This window comes from Gillisia sp. Hel1_33_143 (genome assembly GCF_900104765.1).
Taxonomy (GTDB): domain Bacteria; phylum Bacteroidota; class Bacteroidia; order Flavobacteriales; family Flavobacteriaceae; genus Gillisia.
The window spans coordinates 2,318,308-2,336,623 of the sequence record NZ_LT629737.1; the positions used below are offsets into that span (position 1 = coordinate 2,318,308).

Here is an 18,316-nt window from a genome sequence, read left to right on the forward strand (position 1 = left end):
AACTTATAAAGCCGGTAGTACTTTATATTGTTTTTAACAAAGTAATTAACAAGCCAAGCTTATTGATTTATATCATTGAGAACGTCAATAATAATGCCACATCCTTCTTTAATTTCATCAATAGATATAGTAAGCGGAGGAGTAATTCTAACGGCTCTTTTTTCAAATAATAACCAAAATGAAATAAGTCCTTTTTCTTGACATTTTAAAATAACTTCTGTAGCAATATCCTCGGAAGGAGTGATAGCAGCGAGCATTAATCCCTTTCCTCTTATTTCTGATATTAATGGATGTACTAAAAGAGATCTTATAAGTTCCTCCTTTATTAGCGTCTCTGCCATAAGGTCTGATTCTGTGATCTCTTGCAATGTTGCTAGTGCTGCTGCTGCAATTAAAGCATTACCTCCAAAAGTGGTTATATGTCCTAATTTAGGATTTTCGCTTAGTAGATCCATCACTTCTTCAGACGCTGTAAATGCTCCAATTGGGAGTCCGCCGCCCATTCCTTTTCCTGTAACCAGAATATCCGGTACCATTCCAAAATGTTGAAATCCAAATAACTTCCCTGTTCTTCCAAATCCGGGTTGAATTTCATCTAAGATTAAAAGAGCACCAACTTCCTGGCAACGCTCCTTCACTTTTTTAAGATAATCATTCTTAGGTAAAATAAATCCTGCACCACCTTGAATGGTCTCTAAAATGACAGCTGCTGTCTTAGACGTTATTTTATTAAGATCATTACTATTATTAAATTGCATAAAAGAAACATCACCAATTAAAGGTCTAAAAGGCTTTACTCGTTCTTCAAAATCCATAAGACTTAAAGACCCCATAGTATTTCCATGATATGCAGATTTGGCTGCTAATATCTGCGTTCTACCTGTTGCTCTTCTGGCTAATTTTAGTGCGCCTTCTATGGCCTCGGTTCCAGAATTGGTTAAATAGGTTTTACTAAGCGTAGGAGGCAGGTGAGATGCTAATAATTTAGAAAATGCTACCGCAGGCCCTTGGGCATATTCTCCATAAACCATTACGTGTAAGTAAGATTCTGCCTGAGTTTTTATGGCATTTACAACTCTGGGATGACAATGTCCTAAGCTACAAGCAGATACTCCTGCTACAAAATCTAAGTATTTATCTCCTTGTTTGGAAAAAATATAGCTGCCTTTGGCGTGATCTACTTCCATTCCCAAAGGGTGGGGAGTAGTTTGAGCTTGGAACTTTAAAAAATCTTCTTTCAATTAACGGATGCTTTTGTTTTATTTTCTTTTTCTTTCAATTCTGGTGTAGCTTTCGGCTTGAATTGCTGTTGAATAGAGTCTGATCTTTCATCTTTAAGATCTGTAGGCTTCAATCTGGAATTTTCATTTAATAGAGGTTCCTTGCGTTTACTATCATCAAAGAATTCTTCTTGACTCTCAGGTAGTTCAATACCTTTAATCTTAGTTAACGTAGGTTCTGGCTGACCGGCAAAAAGATCTGCTTTGCTTAGTAGTCTTTCTTCTCCTCTCCAATTAAATCCTGTAAGCTTTCTTACATTTTCCGGAAATTCATCTTCAGGATTTAAATTACCCTCTACTTGTTTATAGTAATAGATATCTTCAATTTTATTCTTTTCAAAAAGAATTTTTATAGAGCTCGATAGTGTTTTATTGATACCTAGAAGTTCACTTTCATCATTTCTGCTATAAAATATGGTTTCGGTATTCTTTATTATATCAACCTGATAAAGCTCATTATCTACAAATAAACCAGTAAGCTCTTTGCCCTTAAGCTGATTATATCCTTCAATACTATCTTTCTGTATCATAAAAGCGTTATTAAAAACTCTTATAGAATCTAGTTTTTCTGTTTTTGGATTGCTTTGAAGGTGAATAGTGTCTCCGGTAATTTGATTATCGCCAGACCATACCACAGGACTTCTTTTAATACTAACAGAAGTAACAGGACCCTTATTAATATTGATCAATTTTGTGAGTCCACTTTTTTGATTGATATAAATAGAGTCACTTTTGCCGCTCATATCACTCTTAAACATTCTAACATCATAATAACCTTTAATAATTCTATTTTCAGGTTTTCCCATCACCATTAAAGTATCACTATGTACAAATATAGAATCTTGATCTTGTACGGTTGCCGCTACAGCTCTTTTGGTAATAAATACTGAATCTTTCTCTCTATAGACTTCAGCATAATGACCTGTAATGAGACTGTGATTTAATGTATCTATAACTTTAATATTGTTGGTTCCAGATGCAAAACTATTCTTCCTGTTAAAATATAGACTGTCACCTTTCAAGATTCTATTGTCATAATCTATCCGTGAATTTTTTACAAAGTAACCATTGTCTAAACGTGTATTGTAAAATCCACGTTCACAGTAAACCGTACTTGTTTTACTCTCTATGGTGGTTGGCCCATATAAATAAGCATATCCATTCTCTGAGTAAAAATCTAATTGATCTGAATTTATAACATATTCTGGGTTCGTAACGGTTACTTTAGATAGAAATGAATATTTATCTTCATCCATATAATATCTTCCAACCTTACTAGTTAGAACACTCGCGGTATCTCTTATAGTACCACCACTTCTATAATAAGCCTGTTGTTTAATTCTATCAAAGAATAAAGTATCTGTCTCTAAAGAGGTTTGAGGTCTGGTCATTTTCACTTTTCCACTGGCAAAAGCAAACTTCGTGGTACCATTGTACTCAGCGTAATTACTTTGCATAGTCACAGTATCTCCTTGTTGCATTCTTACATTACCGTAAGCTTTAAAGAAATTCGCCTGATCATAATGTATTGCCTGGTCACACCAAATTTCTATTCCTTCGTGAATAAAATGTACCTGATTCTCCACTTTACTTAAAATGATCGCTCCAGGGTACTTGTTTTCATCCTTTAGAGTTCGATCACTGGTATAATCAATCTTTTTGGTCTGAGCTATAATAGGTTTTGAAGTCAGCAGAAAACCTATAATGAACATGAAATAAATAAATACATTTTTCAAGAGCAGAATTATTTAGATCAAAAGTAAATAAAAGGCGAAAAAGAAGGTGGTATTAAGCAGAAAATTATACGAAACTAAGATTAAATTTATTTGAGAAAAAATCTACAAAAAGCGAAAAAATAGAGATAGCGAGTGAGACGAGCGCTAAACAATATAAAATAGTTTGTTAAAATTAGCATATATTAAGATTTTTAGAATCTTTTTAGCAAAATATTAACCACTTCAAAAAAACCAAATATGAAATCCCTACGTAAGTTTACCTGTAATCTAGAAAAACACAATTATGAAAAAACCATTGATTAAAGTGCAGACCTCAGAAAATTTGCACTCAAACAAGAGTAACTCTCGAAGAAATTTCTTAAAAATGGGAGGTTTAGCCGTTGCCGGTTCAAGTCTTTTACTTGTAGGATGTAGTGATGATGATGACGATCCAATGACACCAGAACCAGGTGATGTATTTGATTTAGGTAGTGGAGATGTAGGAATACTCAATTATGCTTACGCATTAGAACAATTGGAAGCTGCATTTTATACCAACGTATTGAATGGTTCTTATTGGATGGGACTATCTGATGGAAAAGAAAAAACTATTTTAGAAGATCTGTATAATCATGAAGTTATACACAGAGAATTTTTTAAAACAGCTATAAACGCTGCAACTAGTGCTTCAAATGTTTTACCAGAATTAGAATTTGATTTTACTGGTGTAGACTTTAGCAGTAGAGATACTGTTCTTGCTACTGCTAAAATTTTAGAAGATACTGGAGTAGCTGCTTATAATGGAGCAGGACAATTACTTGCTAGTACAGATTATTTGTTAATTGCAGGTAAAATTGTATCTGTAGAAGCAAGACATGCTTCTGCAATTGCTAATCTAATTAATCCAGGTTCTACAGATTTCGCTGGAGATAGTGTATTAGTTGATATTGGTGGGTCTGGAGTAGCTTATGATAAAGCTTCTTCTCCAAGTGATATCATTACAGCCGTTGGAGCAACAGGATTTATTAAAACTAAGTTCACTGCTAACAACTTACCTACCTCATAATTAACTTATCAATTTAAAACGAAAACGATGAATTTATTAAAAATATTAGATAACCTTTCTAACGACGAGCTTTTAAACGCTAAAAGTTCTAGAAGAGGTTCCATAAATCAATTTAAGAACGTAGGTAAGAACATTGCCTTGGCATCAATCCCTTTTGGACTTGCAGCAACTAGTAATAAAGCAAAAGCAGCTACTAATTCTATGGCGGCCGCAGCTTTTCAAGCTTCTCCTACAGATGTGTTAAATTTCGCTTTAACTCTTGAATATTTAGAGCGTAACTTTTACAGAATGGGTCTAGATACCGATGGACTTATTCCTGATGCAGATAAAGATATTTTTGCACAAATCTCTAAGCATGAAGATGCTCACGTAGATTTCCTAGTAACAGCTTTAGGAGATGCAGCTATAGATGAGCCAACTTTTGATTTTACTGGAAAAGGATTGATGTTGGATACATTTCAGAACTATCAAACATTCTTAGCATTATCTCAAGGATTTGAAGATACTGGGGTAAGAGCTTACAAAGGTCAGGCAGGAGCCTTGGCTAACGATAATGATCTTTTAACTTATGCATTGCAAATTCATTCTATAGAAGCACGCCATGCTTCTCAAGTTAGAAGAATGCGTGATGAAAAAGGATGGATCACAGGAACTCAAAACACTCTTCCAGGAGCTTTTAGCACTATTTATGGTGGTGAAGATAATACAGTACAAGGTGGAGTAGATCTAGCCGGATTATTTGGAGACTTTGGTGGAGTTGATGCTGTTACCGAAGCTTTTGATGAGCCTTTAACAATGGAAACTGTAAATGCTATTGCTACAAACTTTATTGTTACAGAATAATAAGATTCTAGCTAATAAAAAAGCCTTCCAATTTGGAAGGCTTTTTTTGTTATAAACTGTTACGAATTTCTTATCTGTTGATTGTCTGCTTTCTATCTGGTCCAACAGATACAACAGAAATAGGAGTTTTTAATTCTTTCTCTAAGAACTCAATATATGTTAGAAGTTCTTGTGGAAGTTCTGAAGCATCTGTCATCTTAGTAAGATCTTCTTTCCAACCTTTAAACTCTGTGTATACAGGAGTAACATTTTCAGCTTCAATATTATAAGGTAAATGGTCTATTTCTTTCCCCTTATAGTTATAAGCAGTACAAACCTTTAACGTTTTGAATCCGCTTAGAACATCCCCTTTCATCATAATTAATTGGGTAATTCCGTTAATCTGAACCGCATATTTTAGTGCAACTAGGTCTAACCATCCACATCTTCTAGCTCTTCCGGTTGTAGCTCCAAACTCATTACCAACTCTTCCCATAGTTTCTCCATCTTCATCAAACAATTCCGTAGGGAAAGGTCCGCTTCCAACTCTGGTAGTGTAGGCTTTAAAAATTCCAAAGGCATTTCCAATTTGATTTGGCGCAACTCCTAAACCGGTACAAGCTCCTGCTGCGGTAGTAGTAGAAGAAGTTACAAAAGGATAGGTTCCAAAATCTATATCTAATAGAGAACCCTGTGCACCTTCCGCTAAAATGGTCTTTCCTTCTTGCTGTGCATTTTGAAGATAGTTTTCACTGTCAATGAATTGCAATGTCTTTAGCATTTTAACCGCCTCAAAGAATTCTCTTTCTAGTTCTGCAAGATCGTATTGAACATCTACATCATAAAAGCTTATCATAGCCTCATGCTTATCTGCTAACATTCTATATTTATCCATCCAATCCTCTAGCTCCAGATCTCCAACTCGTAATCCATTTCTACCGGTTTTGTCCATATAAGTAGGGCCAATTCCTTTGAGAGTAGAACCAATCTTAGCCTTTCCTTTAGATGCTTCAGAAGCTGCATCAAGAAGTCTGTGGGTTGGTAAAATTAAATGTGCTTTTCTGGAAATTAGAAGTTTAGACTTATAATCTGTTTTAAAAGGCTCCAGATTATCTAATTCTTTTTTAAATATAACAGGGTCTATTACAACTCCGTTTCCAACAAGGTTTACAGTGTTCTCATGAAAAATTCCGGAAGGAATGGTATGTAGTACATGTTTGTGCCCATCAAACTCTAAGGTATGTCCAGCATTTGGACCTCCCTGAAATCTAGCTATAATGTCATATTTTTTGGTAAATACATCAACTATTTTACCTTTTCCTTCATCTCCCCACTGTAGTCCGAGTAGTAAGTCTACTGCCATAAATATTTAATTTGTTGGTTGTTTTTTAGTGCCGTAAAAGTATAAAGAATGTTTAGAAACATCTATGTCAAATACCTCTTCTATAGTTTGTTTGATACTTTGTATCCTAGGGTCACAAAATTCTATAACCTCTCCAGTATCGGTAAGTATAATATGATCGTGCTGTCTGTCAAAAAATGATTTCTCATATTGCGACTGGTTTTGCCCAAATTGATGTTTTCTAACCAATCCGCATTCCAATAAAAGTTCTATGGTATTATAGAGCGTAGCTCTACTAACGCGATATTTTTTATTTTTCATATTGATATAAAGTGATTCTATATCAAAATGCTCTTCATTATTATAGATCTCCTGCAATATAGCGAAGCGTTCCGGAGTCTTTCGATGTCCTTTTTCTTCTAAAAACTTTGTGAATACGTTTTTAACTACTGCCTGGTCGTTCTTATTTATTACTTTTTTACTCATATTTTTTCTTCCTCGCAAAGATATTAGATTATTCTCTGGAGACCTTATCTATCCCATTAATTTTTTTTAATCGATCTATAAGCGTATTTAGAATTGAATTATTCTTTACAATTACCGTGATCTTTCCGGTAAATACGCCGTCAGAACTATCAAAATTAATGTTTCGCATGTTTACGTTCATACTTTTTGAGATCTCTTGGGTTATTTCACTTACCAATCCTAGATTATCAATTCCCGTTAATTTTATAATAGCCTTGAAATCTTGTTGTGACGAATCTATCCATTTTGCTTGAATGATCCTGTATGCATAGTTGCTTTGAAATTGAATTGCATTAGGGCAATCTTTCTTATGAACTTTTATACCCTCACTTACCGTTATAAAGCCAAATACATTATCTCCCGGAATTGGATTACAGCAATTTGCTAATTTGTAATCTAAAACCTCTTCCTCTTTTCCAAAAACTAGCTGATCATACTTAGAAGTGATCTCTTCCTTATCAATATCTTCTGCAACTGCAGGTTTTCGAATCTTATTTTTAATATAGCTAACAAAGGCGTTGCTGCGTGAATTCGTAAATTCCTTTAACTTTTGATTGTCAATTTTCCCTATTCCCACTCTGTAGAAAAGGTCTAAGCTGGTCTTTAGCTTAAAATAGATCACCAATTCATTAATGATCTTTTCGTTAAATGTTAATTTCTGAGCTTTTAATTTTCGTGCTAAGATCGCTTTTCCATCTTCTGCAATCTCTTTCTTTTCTTCTCTTAAAGATGATTTTATTTTAGCTCGCGCTCTCGCAGTAGAGGCATAATCTAACCAGTTTACATTAGGCTTGGCATTTTCTGAAGTGATGATCTCTATCTGATCTCCACTTTTTAATTCATGACTTAAGGGAACTAATTTGTTATTTACTCTAGCTCCTCTAGTATGTAAACCAACTTCAGTATGTACTCCAAATGCAAAGTCTAGTGGAGTAGCTCCTTTAGGTAGCGATTTAAGATCTCCTTGTGGGGTAAATACAAAGATCTCCTTAGCATAAAGATTCAATTTGAACTGCTCGACAAAGTCAACAGCATTGGTCTCAGAATTTTCAAGAGCTTCCTGCAGCTTATTCAGCCAGTCTTCCATTGTTTTTTCTTCCTGTACTGCACCTTGTTTATATTTATAATGCGCAGCATAGCCTTTCTCTGCAATCTCATTCATGCGCTCACTTCTAATTTGCACTTCTACCCATCTACCTTTTGGCCCCATTACCGTTATATGCAGAGCTTCATATCCTGTAGATTTAGGAGAAGATATCCAATCTCTTAATCGTATAGGATTGGGTCTAAAATGATCTGTTACTATAGAATAGATCTTCCATGCTAAGAACTTTTCATTTGCAAGATCTGCCTTATAGATAATTCGCACAGCAAACTTGTCAAAAACTTCATCGAAAGTGATGTTCTGAACCTGAATTTTTCTACGGATAGAAAAAATAGATTTTGGTCTACCCTTTATTTGATAGTTAAGATTTTCTTGATCTAATGAATCTTTAATAGTTTTCGTAAATTCATTAATATAGGCATCTTGCTCTTCTTTACTTTCTCTAATTTTTTTTAGAATGTCATTATAAACATCTGGCTCAGTAAATTTTAAACTAAGATCTTCTAATTCAGTTTTTATACTGTAAAGCCCAATTCTGTGAGCTAGTGGCGCATAGATGTATAAAGTTTCTGAAGCTATTTTAACCTGCTTGTCTGGTTGCATAGACTCCATAGTTTGCATGTTGTGCAAACGGTCTGCAATTTTAATGATGATTACCCTTACATCATCATTTAAAGTCAGCAGCATTTTTCGGAAGTTCTCTGCTTGAAGAGATACGTCCTTATCTTGTTTTAAGTGAGATATTTTAGTAAGGCCATCTACAATCTTTGCAACGGTTTCCCCAAACATTTTTTCAATATCTTCCAGAGTATAATCTGTATCTTCTACAACATCGTGCAACAAGGCAGCTACAATAGATGTAGCGTCCAATCCAATTTCTGAAGCTACAATTTTAGCAACCGCAATAGGGTGAAAGATATATGCTTCTCCAGATTTCCTGCGTTGATCTTTATGGGCATCTACGGCAGTATCAAATGCCAGCCTAATCATTTTTTTATCCTCTTCAGACAAAGACCTGTAACTAATGCGCAACAGCTCCTTATATTGGCGGGTTATTTTCTTATTTTCTAATTCTATAGCAGCTTCGGTCATAGTCTAAAATTACGATTAAGATTGTAAAGAAACAACTACAAACTACCTTCTTAAATTATTAAATCTCTCTAAAAGAGTAGGGTGTGAGTAGTGCACAAAAACATAGGCTTTATGGGGCGTTAAATTGCTTAAACTGGTTTTTGATAATTTTTTTAAGCTAGAAATCAATGCCTCTGCATTATAAGTATTTTTAGCAAAATCATCAGCCTGATATTCAAATTTTCTTGATAAAATATTCATTAATAATCCTGTTACTGCTGATACTGGACTATAAAGAATCCCGAAGACTATCAGGCCTACGTGAAAACTAGGAGTTGATACTCCTAGAGCTTCAGATAATAATGGATTTCCAATAAATAACGACAATAGCCATAATGTAAGTCCGGTGGTAAAAATAGATGCTGCAACATTTGCAATAATATGTTTTTTCTTATAATGTCCAACTTCATGTGCAAGAACTCCAACGATCTCCTCTTCCTCAAGATCATTTAAAAGCGTATCATATAAAGTGATCCTTTTTTCTTTGCCAAACCCTGAAAAATAAGCATTTGCCTTCGTACTTCTTTTAGAACCATCTATTATAAAAATATTATGTAATTCAAACCCTACTGTCTTTGCATATGCTTCAATTTTAGTCCTTAAGCTACCATCTTGCAGTGGTACTTGTTTATTAAAAATGGGAACTATCAATTTTGCATAGAACATATTTGCGAACAGGGTTATGAAGATGACTAATCCCCAAGCATACAGCCAAAAATTTTGAGCCGTTAATTGATAGAACCAAACTATTAATGCCAAAATAGCTCCGCCAAAAATCGCTGTAAGTACTAGCGATTTCAATTTGTCAGAAACAAAAGTTTTAAGGCTTGTTTTATTAAAGCCATATTTTTCTTCAATGACAAAGGTGCTATACCATGAAAATGGTAGCATAATTATCTCATTTATTAGCATAATAATTCCGAAGAACAATAGCGTAATAACAATCTCATTTTCAGAATACGTTCTTACTAGTTTGTCTAGATATGCAAATCCTTCAAAAAAGAGAACCAGTAGCATGGCTATAAAAGAAATTGTGGATGTGACTGTACTATATTTATATCGCTCTTTTTTATAATTTTGTGATCTATTGTATTCAGAGGTTTCATAAACATCAGATAATCCTTCTGGGATAGGATCATTAAAGTGCTTCGCATTGAGGGTATCTAAAATTTTATCGATTAAAAAATCTATAATGATCACCGCTATTAGTATATAGAATAGAGTTTGTGCCGTCACAAGTGGTTGTTTTTTTAGAGTGAAATTTAAGAGAACTATAGTTACATAAAGGTTAACAGCAGTGATTGTTTAAATAAAAAACATTAGAATTTGCGCTGTCGTTTTGCTTCGAAAATTAGTATTCCAGCTGCTACAGAAACATTCATTGAATCTATTTCACCTTGCATAGGGATGATGATATTTTGAGTAGAATTATCTAACCATTCTTCGCTTAAACCTGTAGCTTCGGTACCTACTACTATTGCTGTTGGCGCTGTAAAATCTATAATATCATAATGTACCGATGCTTGAAGTGCCGCCGCATAAATATTAATAGATTTATCTTTTAAGAAATGGATGATCTCAGCAGTACTTGCAGTACCAATATTCGTGGTAAAAACACAGCCCACACTAGACCTAATAATGTTTGGATTGAACATATCTGTTTTGGGATTGGCCAATAAAACGGCATCAACATTAGCAGCATCTGCAGTTCTTAACAATGCACCAATATTCCCTGGCTTTTCCGGAGCTTCAGCTACTAATATTAAGGGGTTCTTTGCGTTTAATTGCAACTGAGATAAACTAAGATCTTTAACTTGTACCAACGCCATAACTCCTTCTGTACTTCCTCTATAAGCTATTTTGCTATAAACCTCTTCAGAAAGTTCGGTAACTTCAGGATTGGTGGTAACAGTTTTAGTTAGATCTGAAATATTTTCAGCTTTAAAAAGCTCATCACAGAAGAAAAGTTCAGAAATTCTATAATTTCCTTTTATTGCTAGGGAAATCTCTCTAACTCCCTCTACCAGAAAAACTCCTTCTTTTTTTCGGTTCCTGGATTTCTCCTGTAATTGAAGTAAGCTTTTGATCTTTGAATTCTGTAAACTTGAAATCTTTTTGAACATAGGGTAAAATAAAAGTTAGATGTGGCTACAAATATAAAACCTCTGAAGTTATCAGAGGTTTTATAATAAGCTAAGAAGTGATTAGATCTATCTTTTTAATTCCTTTCGAAATTATTAGATCTTAGAATACTAAAAGTTATTACTCATTTTCTTTCTTTTTAGTTTTATCTTGGTCCTTATATTTGTTAGAATACCTGTGATATAATTCTGTTTGGTGACTTTCCAGACTTATCTCTCTTCCCTGAATATAAGCGTGCGTAATAATGTTGGTTCTCATATCTAATGCATCACCTTCACTAATAAATAGTGTAGCATCTTTACCTCTTTCAAGAGTTCCAACCATATCATCTATTCCTAAGATCTTTGCGGTATTAAAAGTAATAAGTTTTAAAGCTTCCTCTTTATCCATTCCAAAGGAAGCTACGGTACCGGCATAAAAAGGTAAATTTCTAGAGTTCATTCTTTCCATTTGTCCGCTAGATTCTAAACCAACAAGCAGGCCTTTATCTACAAGAAGTTTGGCCATTTTATAAGAATAGTCATAATCATCTCCGTCTTGATCTGGAGTAGTATGAGGTCTTTGAGCTAAGATTGAGATATTATTAGCTTTTAATGCATCTGCAACATTAAGTGCATCATAACCTCCAACAATAACCATATCTTTTAGGTCTTGTTCTTTTTTGAATTGAATAGCGTCTGTTATCTCTTTTTCGCCATTTACATGAATATAAACTTTTTTATCTCCTGTAAATACAGTTTTCATCGCCTTAAAGGGTAAGTTCACCTCATTCATATCTCCTGCTAAATAGGCTTTCGCGCTATTGAAGAATTGGGAGATTTTTGAAACTTCATCTTTGTAATCTTTATTTGGTTTCATTCCTCTTTCTTCACCTTCCCACCATCGACCTTGCTTAAAACTGTTTGGCCAATTTAAATGAAGTCCATCATCTTCTTTAATAACCGCATCTTCCCAGTTCCATGCGTCAAATTGTACTATAGAAGAAGTACCAGAAATAGTTCCTCCTCTAGGAGTGATCTGTCCCATTAAAACTCCATTAGGTCTCATAGATTCTACAACCTGACTTTCGGTATTATAGGCTATTAAGCTTCTAAGATGTGGTAACATATCTCCAATCTCATCTTCATCATCTGAAGCTCGAACCGCATCTATTTCTACTAAACCTAAGGTTGAATTGGGAGCAATAAATCCTGGATATACGTGTTTCCCATCAGCTTGAATAATAGTACCTCTATACTGCATTTTGGTAGTTAAGGCATCCATGATCTGGGTGATCTTGCCATCTTCAAAAATTATTAAACTGTTCTTTATAGTTTCACCATTTCCCAAGTGAGCGGTAGCTCCAACTATGGTTACGGCTTTAGATTGTTTGGGCGCAGGTGTTTGCTGTGCCATTATTCCTCCTGACATTGAAATTGCGAGGACAAAGATTTTTATAGTAAGCTTTTTCATTATAGTTCTTTTAGTGTATTTCAATAGTGTCGCAACCCATAGTCTGGTTTTCTTTCTTCACAACTGGCTTAGTTTTAGATCCACCATTTTTAGCAGCTAACATTTGTGTAGTAAGGATGCTCTTTTCTTTTGTGATCTCTTGTCTTAGTTTTTCATCTCTTTCCAAATCGAAATAAACAGTACCATCAATTAAAGTTTTTTCGGCTTTAGAGTATATAGAAAGAGGGTTGCCAGACCATAATACAACATCAGCGTTCTTACCAGACTCAACACTTCCTACCAGATTATCTATATGAAGTAGTTTCGCCGGATTTAAGGTTACAAATTTCCAAGCTTCCTCTTCTGAGACACCTCCATATTTTACACTTTTTGCAGCTTCTTGATTTAATCTTCTGCTCATTTCTGGATCATCACTATTTATTGCAACGGTAACTCCTGCATCATGTAAAATGGCCGCATTATAAGGAATTGCGTCTTTAACTTCATATTTATAGGCCCACCAGTCTGAAAAAGTCGAGGCTCCAACGCCGTGTTCTTTCATCTTGTCTGCAACTTTATAACCTTCCAGAATATGAGTAAAAGTATTTATTCGGAAGTCAAACTTCTCTGCTACCGTCATCAACATATTAATCTCGCTTTGAATATAAGAGTGACTAGAAACAAATCTATTTCCGTTTAGGATCTCAACCAAAGTTTCCATTTCTAGATCTTTTCTAAAATTCTTATCTTCTTTTTTAGCAGCTTCATAATTTCTTGCTCTGCTAAAATAATCCATGTAAACTTGTTCTGTACCCATTCTAGTTTGTGGAAAACGAGTGGTACTTCCCCAATTGGCTTGTTTTACATTTTCTCCCAAAGCGAATTTTATAAATTTTGGAGCTTCTTTAAAGATCATTTCATTTGGTGCCGCTCCCCATTTTAATTTTAAGATCGCAGATCTCCCTCCAATAGGATTTGCAGAACCATGCAGTAGTTGTACAGTAGTAACTCCACCTGCTAGATTTCTATAGATATTAATATCAGAAGGATCTACCACATCTTCCATAGTTACTTCTGCCGTAGAATTCTGCCCGGCTTCATTAATTGCTGAAGCGGCTATATGAGAATGTTCATCTATAATTCCAGAAGTTAGATGCTTTCCGGTAGCGTCTACAACTTTAGCCTTTCCGGCGTTAAGGTCTTTGCCAACAGCAGCTATTTTTCCATCTTTTATTAACACGTCTGTGTTCTCCATAATTCCTTTGGAAGTATTGGTCCAAACAGTAGCATTCTTAAATAATATATTTTCTGAAGTAGGCAATGTTTCAAAACCATAAGCCATATTAGGGTAGGAGACAGGCATCACATCTTGTAATACATCCTTTTCTTTTTCTTTCTCCTTCTTTTCTTCTGAAACATCATCTGATCTCATAGCGTAAAAAGAAGTTTCTGTTCCATTATTAAGAGTAGCGCTTCCCTGTAAATTATCTGATTTAGAATTCACTCTAGCAACCAACCTGATATATTCAGATTTTGTAGAATCTGGAGATTCCAACATCAAGTTCATCCAGGAATCTGAATACGTTAGCTTAGATTTTACTTTGGTCTCACCAACTTTTACATCTACTTTAGGCTCGTTAGGTTCGCCAGAGAATTTAAGATCATACGTATTCCCATCAAGTTTTAGAGTATAATTACCAGCTAGACTTGGAGTATCCATAGGAGTAAAGGCGGTTCTATTTCCCTGTACCCAGTTCTCATAAAGTACAGTTTCCTTATCAAAATAATCGCCGGAGGTGATCAAGAAATTAGCCCAAGCACCTTCTTTTAAAACCCCTAATTTATTTTCTTGCCCAATAAGTTTTGCCGGAATTGTGGTAAGTGCATTTAATGCAGTTCTCTTGTCTAGTCCATACTCAATAGCTTTTAGAAGATTCTCCTTGAACTTCTTTTCATCCTTAAGATCGTTAGTGGTAATAACAAATGGAATTCCGTTCTTTTGCATCATTGCCAGATTAGAAGGAGCCTGATTCCATCTTTTCATATCTTGAAGGCTCACATAGTTCGCCATAAATGGATTTTCTACATCATAAGCATCTGGAAAGTTAAGTGGAACGATATACGTAGCGTTGGTTTTCTTGATCTCCTCTAATCTTTCAAATTCATTACCATTTCCATAGATAATATATTGAAAGCCAAATTCATCTCCAATCTTATCTGCTCTTAATTCATCTAATAAATTATCGGTTTTAAAGATCTTGGTAAGCGCCTTATTTCTGTTTAATGCTTCTAAAGCAAGATCCTTATTTTTAGATTTACCCTGAGTATACCAAGCTGCATCTAAATAAGTTTGACGCAGTAATGCCATGGCACCCATTATAGATGTAGGATAAGATTGTCTTGATTGTACACTTTTGTTAAAAGAAAGATATTCTGCAGATCTATCGCTCAGAATTCTATCTCCAGTGGTGCCCTCAGGATTTAAAGCAACCAACATTCCGGCTCCTCTAATAATTCCATCTGCCATGTGAGTGTTTACCACTCCAAATCCGTTTTTCTGTAATTTTTCTGCAGCTTCCTTATCATAGCTAAAATATTCTACTGCATTTGTTTCAGGTCTTATATGATCATTCCAATAATACCCTTCTCTGCTGGCATCATATTGTGGTTGCCCGCCACCTTCTGCTTTCTTAGGTTTTGCAATTCCATAATCACTATAGATATCTATAAAAGATGGATAAACATCATTTCCATCTAAATTAATCTTAATAGCATTCTTAGGTATATTAATTTTCTTACCCACTGCGGTGATCTTACCATTTCTTACTGCAAACATTCCATTTTCTATTATGGTGTTGGCATCTACGTGAATTTTGGCATTTTCAAAGACCGTGTAATTGTTATTTTCAGATTTAACTCCGTCATTCTTTGGGAAGTATTCTTGTGCCTGTGCACAGCTACCCATAATTACCAGAGAAAACAATAAAATTTTTAACTTCATAGGAGGGATGAATTTGAATAGATGATATTTTAATTTTTAAAGGCAGAATTTAAGAAAATTATAACTAATACGGCTATTAGTTAAAATGCTTTTTCAACATCATCAAAATAATTAACTAATAGTGCTACCACATAACTATAGCTCTTCATTCCCTCAGCCTGATTATTTGCTTTTAGAAAACCATTATATGTAGTCTGAAATAATGGCTCAAAAGGATTTTGATGAAGCGACCAAAAATCTCTCACCTCTTTATAATTAGCAAGAATTCCTGGATGTATGGTTTTAAGCATAGCATCTGCTTTTACTGCATCTCTTACATACAGTTCATTTAAGCAATACCTTAAGGCGAAGGTTAATCCTGAATATCTGAAATATGGATCTGGATGATGGATTGTAGCCAGACAAGCTATAAAGTTAGCTTCGTTCTCTTTAGCAAATCCTAATTGATGGCCAATTTCATGACTCGCAGTGGTAGGGATCTTATATTTAACTATCTGAGTATTTACTTGCGCCTCATTTGTTAGCGGATTTAAATATCCATTAAAACCCATATACGTAAGCGGAATACTGAACAAGGATCTTTTTAATGCCTTCCCGCTATAGGTAAGCTTAGGATATTCTTCACGTAAATAGTCAAATCCCTGAATGGTAGTGTGCAGTAGTTGAGTTTTAGAAAAGTTATACGCTACTATTACAGAATCATTATTTACAAGTTTGCTATGAACCTGATTAGATTTCTTAATCAAGGTTTCTGTTAATAACACCAGTTCTTCTGTAGTATAGGTATTTTTGATCTTTAAGGTTTTATGCAATGGTAATCTGTAGTAATTAAAACCCCAGAAAATATGAAAACAAGCATAAACAATAGAGAATGTAGCAAAGATCTCCAAAATCCATTTTTTGGGATTACTAAATTTAGTTCGTAATCTTAAAACAAGCCATCTAACAATAGAGAAGATAAAAAATGTATATAATAGATCACCTACAGAAAAAGGGAGGATACCAAGGGAAAATCTCATTATCTTAGAAATGTAAGGGTAAATGCCGGTGCTGTACCACTCTTCTATAAACGATGGGTAATTGGAGATGATCTTAATCACCACATATTGAACTGGCAATAGGAGCGCTAAAATAAGTGCGGTTTTATTTTTCACATTTTAAAATTACAAACTAATTAAGAGCTACAATTTTTGTGCTTTCGTAATTACCAATATCTTTGTGAAGATACCAAAATATAATAGTATGAATGAAGAAATAAGAGCACTGGAACCGAAAAATCTTTGGAACAAATTTGCAGATCTAAATGCTGTTCCGCGGCCATCTAAAAAGGAAGAACGCGTAATAGAGTTTATGAAGAATTTTGGGAATGATCTCAATCTCGAAACTCAAGTAGATTCTGTAGGGAATGTGATCATCAAGAAGCCTGCTACTAAAGGTATGGAAAATAGAAAAGTTGTGGTTTTACAATCGCATCTAGATATGGTGCATCAAAAAAATAATGATACCAATTTTGATTTTGATACTCAGGGTATCGAGATGTATGTAGATGGAGACTGGGTAAGAGCAAAAGGAACTACATTAGGAGCAGACAATGGGCTTGGAGTAGCAACTATCATGGCAATTCTAGAAAGTGACTCTATAGAACATCCTGCTTTAGAAGCATTGTTTACTATTGATGAGGAAACAGGGATGACCGGTGCCAAAGGTTTAGAAGAGGGACTACTAGAAGGTGAAATTCTTTTAAATTTAGATACAGAGGAAGACGATGAAATAGGAATAGGATGTGCTGGTGGAGTAGATGTTACTGCTAAAAGAACATATTCTCAAGAAGATGCTCCAGAAGATGCTGTTGCCTTTAAAATAGTAGTTAATGGATTGCAAGGTGGACATTCGGGAATGGATATCATCAAAGGATTAGGGAACGCCAATAAATTTATGAACCGCTTACTTTTTAATGCTTCTGAAGATCTTGATCTTAGAATTTCAAGTATTAATGGAGGTGGCTTAAGAAATGCAATACCTCGTGAGAGTGAGGCGGTTGTTGTAATTGATGATTTTCAAGTGAAAGCTTTTAAAAGCGAATTAGAAGATGAGATTGATGCAATTAAAACTGAATTTTCTAAGTTAGAACCTAATCTAAAAGTTTCTATTACTGAAACCGAAGTTCCGGCAAAAGTGATGGAGGCTCAAGTACAGGCTCAGGTTCAAAAAGCAATTTATGCAGCACATAATGGGGTTTACAGAATGAGTCCGGAGATTGAGGGGCTGGTAGAAACTTCTAACAATATTGCTAAAGTTGAAATTAAGGAAGGCAAAATAGAAATAAAATGTCTTACCAGATCTTCTGTAGAAACCTCTAAAGATGATCTAGCCAATAGTTTAAAGTCTAGTTTTGAACTTGCAGGATTTGATGTTGAACTTTCTGGGGATTATCCAGGGTGGGCTCCAAATAGAGAATCTGCAATCTTAACTGTTCTAGATGATCTATATGAGAAAATGAATGGGGAGAGAGCAGATGTTGCAGCTTGCCATGCAGGATTGGAATGTGGTATAATAGGGAATCATTATCCTGAGATGGATATGATCTCGTTTGGGCCAACTATTAGAGGAGCGCATTCTCCAGATGAGAGAGCGAGTATCTCTTCAGCTAAAAAATATTGGAAGTTCGTTTTAGAAATTTTAAAGAACATCCCTGTAAAATAGAAAATGCTTCATATGTAAAAAGCCGCTTCATTTATTTGAAGCGGCTTTTTTAT

Annotated in this window: 13 protein-coding genes; 3 read left to right on the plus strand and 10 right to left on the minus strand. The window is 34.7% G+C overall.

What is annotated here, in order from left to right; translation table 11 throughout:
* Positions 1-59 precede the first annotated feature (59 nt).
* Positions 60-1,241 carry an aspartate aminotransferase family protein gene (locus tag BLT84_RS10715; RefSeq protein WP_091265506.1) on the minus strand — a complete coding sequence of 394 codons (1,182 nt, stop codon included), beginning with the start codon at positions 1,239-1,241 and terminating at the stop codon, positions 60-62.
* Positions 1,238-2,992, minus strand: a complete 1,755-nt coding sequence (locus BLT84_RS10720) for an OstA-like protein (protein WP_091265509.1) — start codon at positions 2,990-2,992, stop codon at positions 1,238-1,240. Before BLT84_RS10720 ends, BLT84_RS10715 begins: the two co-directional genes overlap by 4 nt.
* Before the next feature lie 307 nt (positions 2,993-3,299).
* Here BLT84_RS10720 and BLT84_RS10725 point away from each other — a divergent pair, with 307 nt between their 5' ends.
* Positions 3,300-4,061, plus strand: a complete 762-nt coding sequence (locus BLT84_RS10725) for a ferritin-like domain-containing protein (protein ID WP_091265513.1) — start codon at positions 3,300-3,302, stop codon at positions 4,059-4,061.
* A gap of 27 nt (positions 4,062-4,088) precedes the next feature.
* The gene (locus BLT84_RS10730; RefSeq protein ID WP_091265516.1) at positions 4,089-4,904 is read left to right on the plus strand and encodes a ferritin-like domain-containing protein; all 816 of its coding nucleotides are present in this window, start codon (positions 4,089-4,091) and stop codon (positions 4,902-4,904) included.
* 70 nt (positions 4,905-4,974) lie between these two features.
* Here BLT84_RS10730 and BLT84_RS10735 read toward each other — a convergent pair whose 3' ends face one another.
* The 8 genes from BLT84_RS10735 to BLT84_RS10770 all read right to left on the minus strand — a co-directional run bounded on the left by BLT84_RS10735 (position 4,975) and on the right by BLT84_RS10770 (position 16,714).
* Positions 4,975-6,246: an adenylosuccinate synthase gene (locus tag BLT84_RS10735; RefSeq protein ID WP_091265518.1), complete on the minus strand. Its 1,272-nt coding sequence runs from the start codon at positions 6,244-6,246 to the stop codon at positions 4,975-4,977.
* 6 nt (positions 6,247-6,252) lie between these two features.
* Positions 6,253-6,711, minus strand: coding sequence for a Fur family transcriptional regulator (locus BLT84_RS10740; protein ID WP_034891511.1), 459 nt, complete (start codon positions 6,709-6,711; stop codon positions 6,253-6,255).
* 28 nt (positions 6,712-6,739) lie between these two features.
* Positions 6,740-8,947: a RelA/SpoT family protein gene (locus BLT84_RS10745; RefSeq protein WP_091265520.1), complete on the minus strand. Its 2,208-nt coding sequence runs from the start codon at positions 8,945-8,947 to the stop codon at positions 6,740-6,742.
* A gap of 42 nt (positions 8,948-8,989) precedes the next feature.
* Positions 8,990-10,222, minus strand: coding sequence for a M48 family metallopeptidase (locus BLT84_RS10750; RefSeq protein ID WP_091265523.1), 1,233 nt, complete (start codon positions 10,220-10,222; stop codon positions 8,990-8,992).
* Between the two features lie 83 nt (positions 10,223-10,305).
* Positions 10,306-11,109 carry a TrmH family RNA methyltransferase gene (locus tag BLT84_RS10755; RefSeq protein ID WP_091265527.1) on the minus strand — a complete coding sequence of 268 codons (804 nt, stop codon included), beginning with the start codon at positions 11,107-11,109 and terminating at the stop codon, positions 10,306-10,308.
* A 139-nt stretch (positions 11,110-11,248) separates the two neighbouring features.
* Positions 11,249-12,580 carry an amidohydrolase family protein gene (locus BLT84_RS10760; protein ID WP_091265529.1) on the minus strand — a complete coding sequence of 444 codons (1,332 nt, stop codon included), beginning with the start codon at positions 12,578-12,580 and terminating at the stop codon, positions 11,249-11,251.
* A gap of 10 nt (positions 12,581-12,590) precedes the next feature.
* The gene (locus tag BLT84_RS10765; RefSeq protein WP_091265531.1) at positions 12,591-15,560 is read right to left on the minus strand and encodes an amidohydrolase family protein; all 2,970 of its coding nucleotides are present in this window, start codon (positions 15,558-15,560) and stop codon (positions 12,591-12,593) included.
* 80 nt (positions 15,561-15,640) lie between these two features.
* Positions 15,641-16,714, minus strand: coding sequence for a DUF3810 domain-containing protein (locus tag BLT84_RS10770; protein ID WP_091265533.1), 1,074 nt, complete (start codon positions 16,712-16,714; stop codon positions 15,641-15,643).
* An 88-nt stretch (positions 16,715-16,802) separates the two neighbouring features.
* On the opposite strand from BLT84_RS10770, the gene BLT84_RS10775 reads away from it, so the two are divergent.
* The gene (locus BLT84_RS10775; protein WP_091265536.1) at positions 16,803-18,263 is read left to right on the plus strand and encodes an aminoacyl-histidine dipeptidase; all 1,461 of its coding nucleotides are present in this window, start codon (positions 16,803-16,805) and stop codon (positions 18,261-18,263) included.
* The last annotated feature ends 53 nt before the right edge of the window (positions 18,264-18,316 follow it).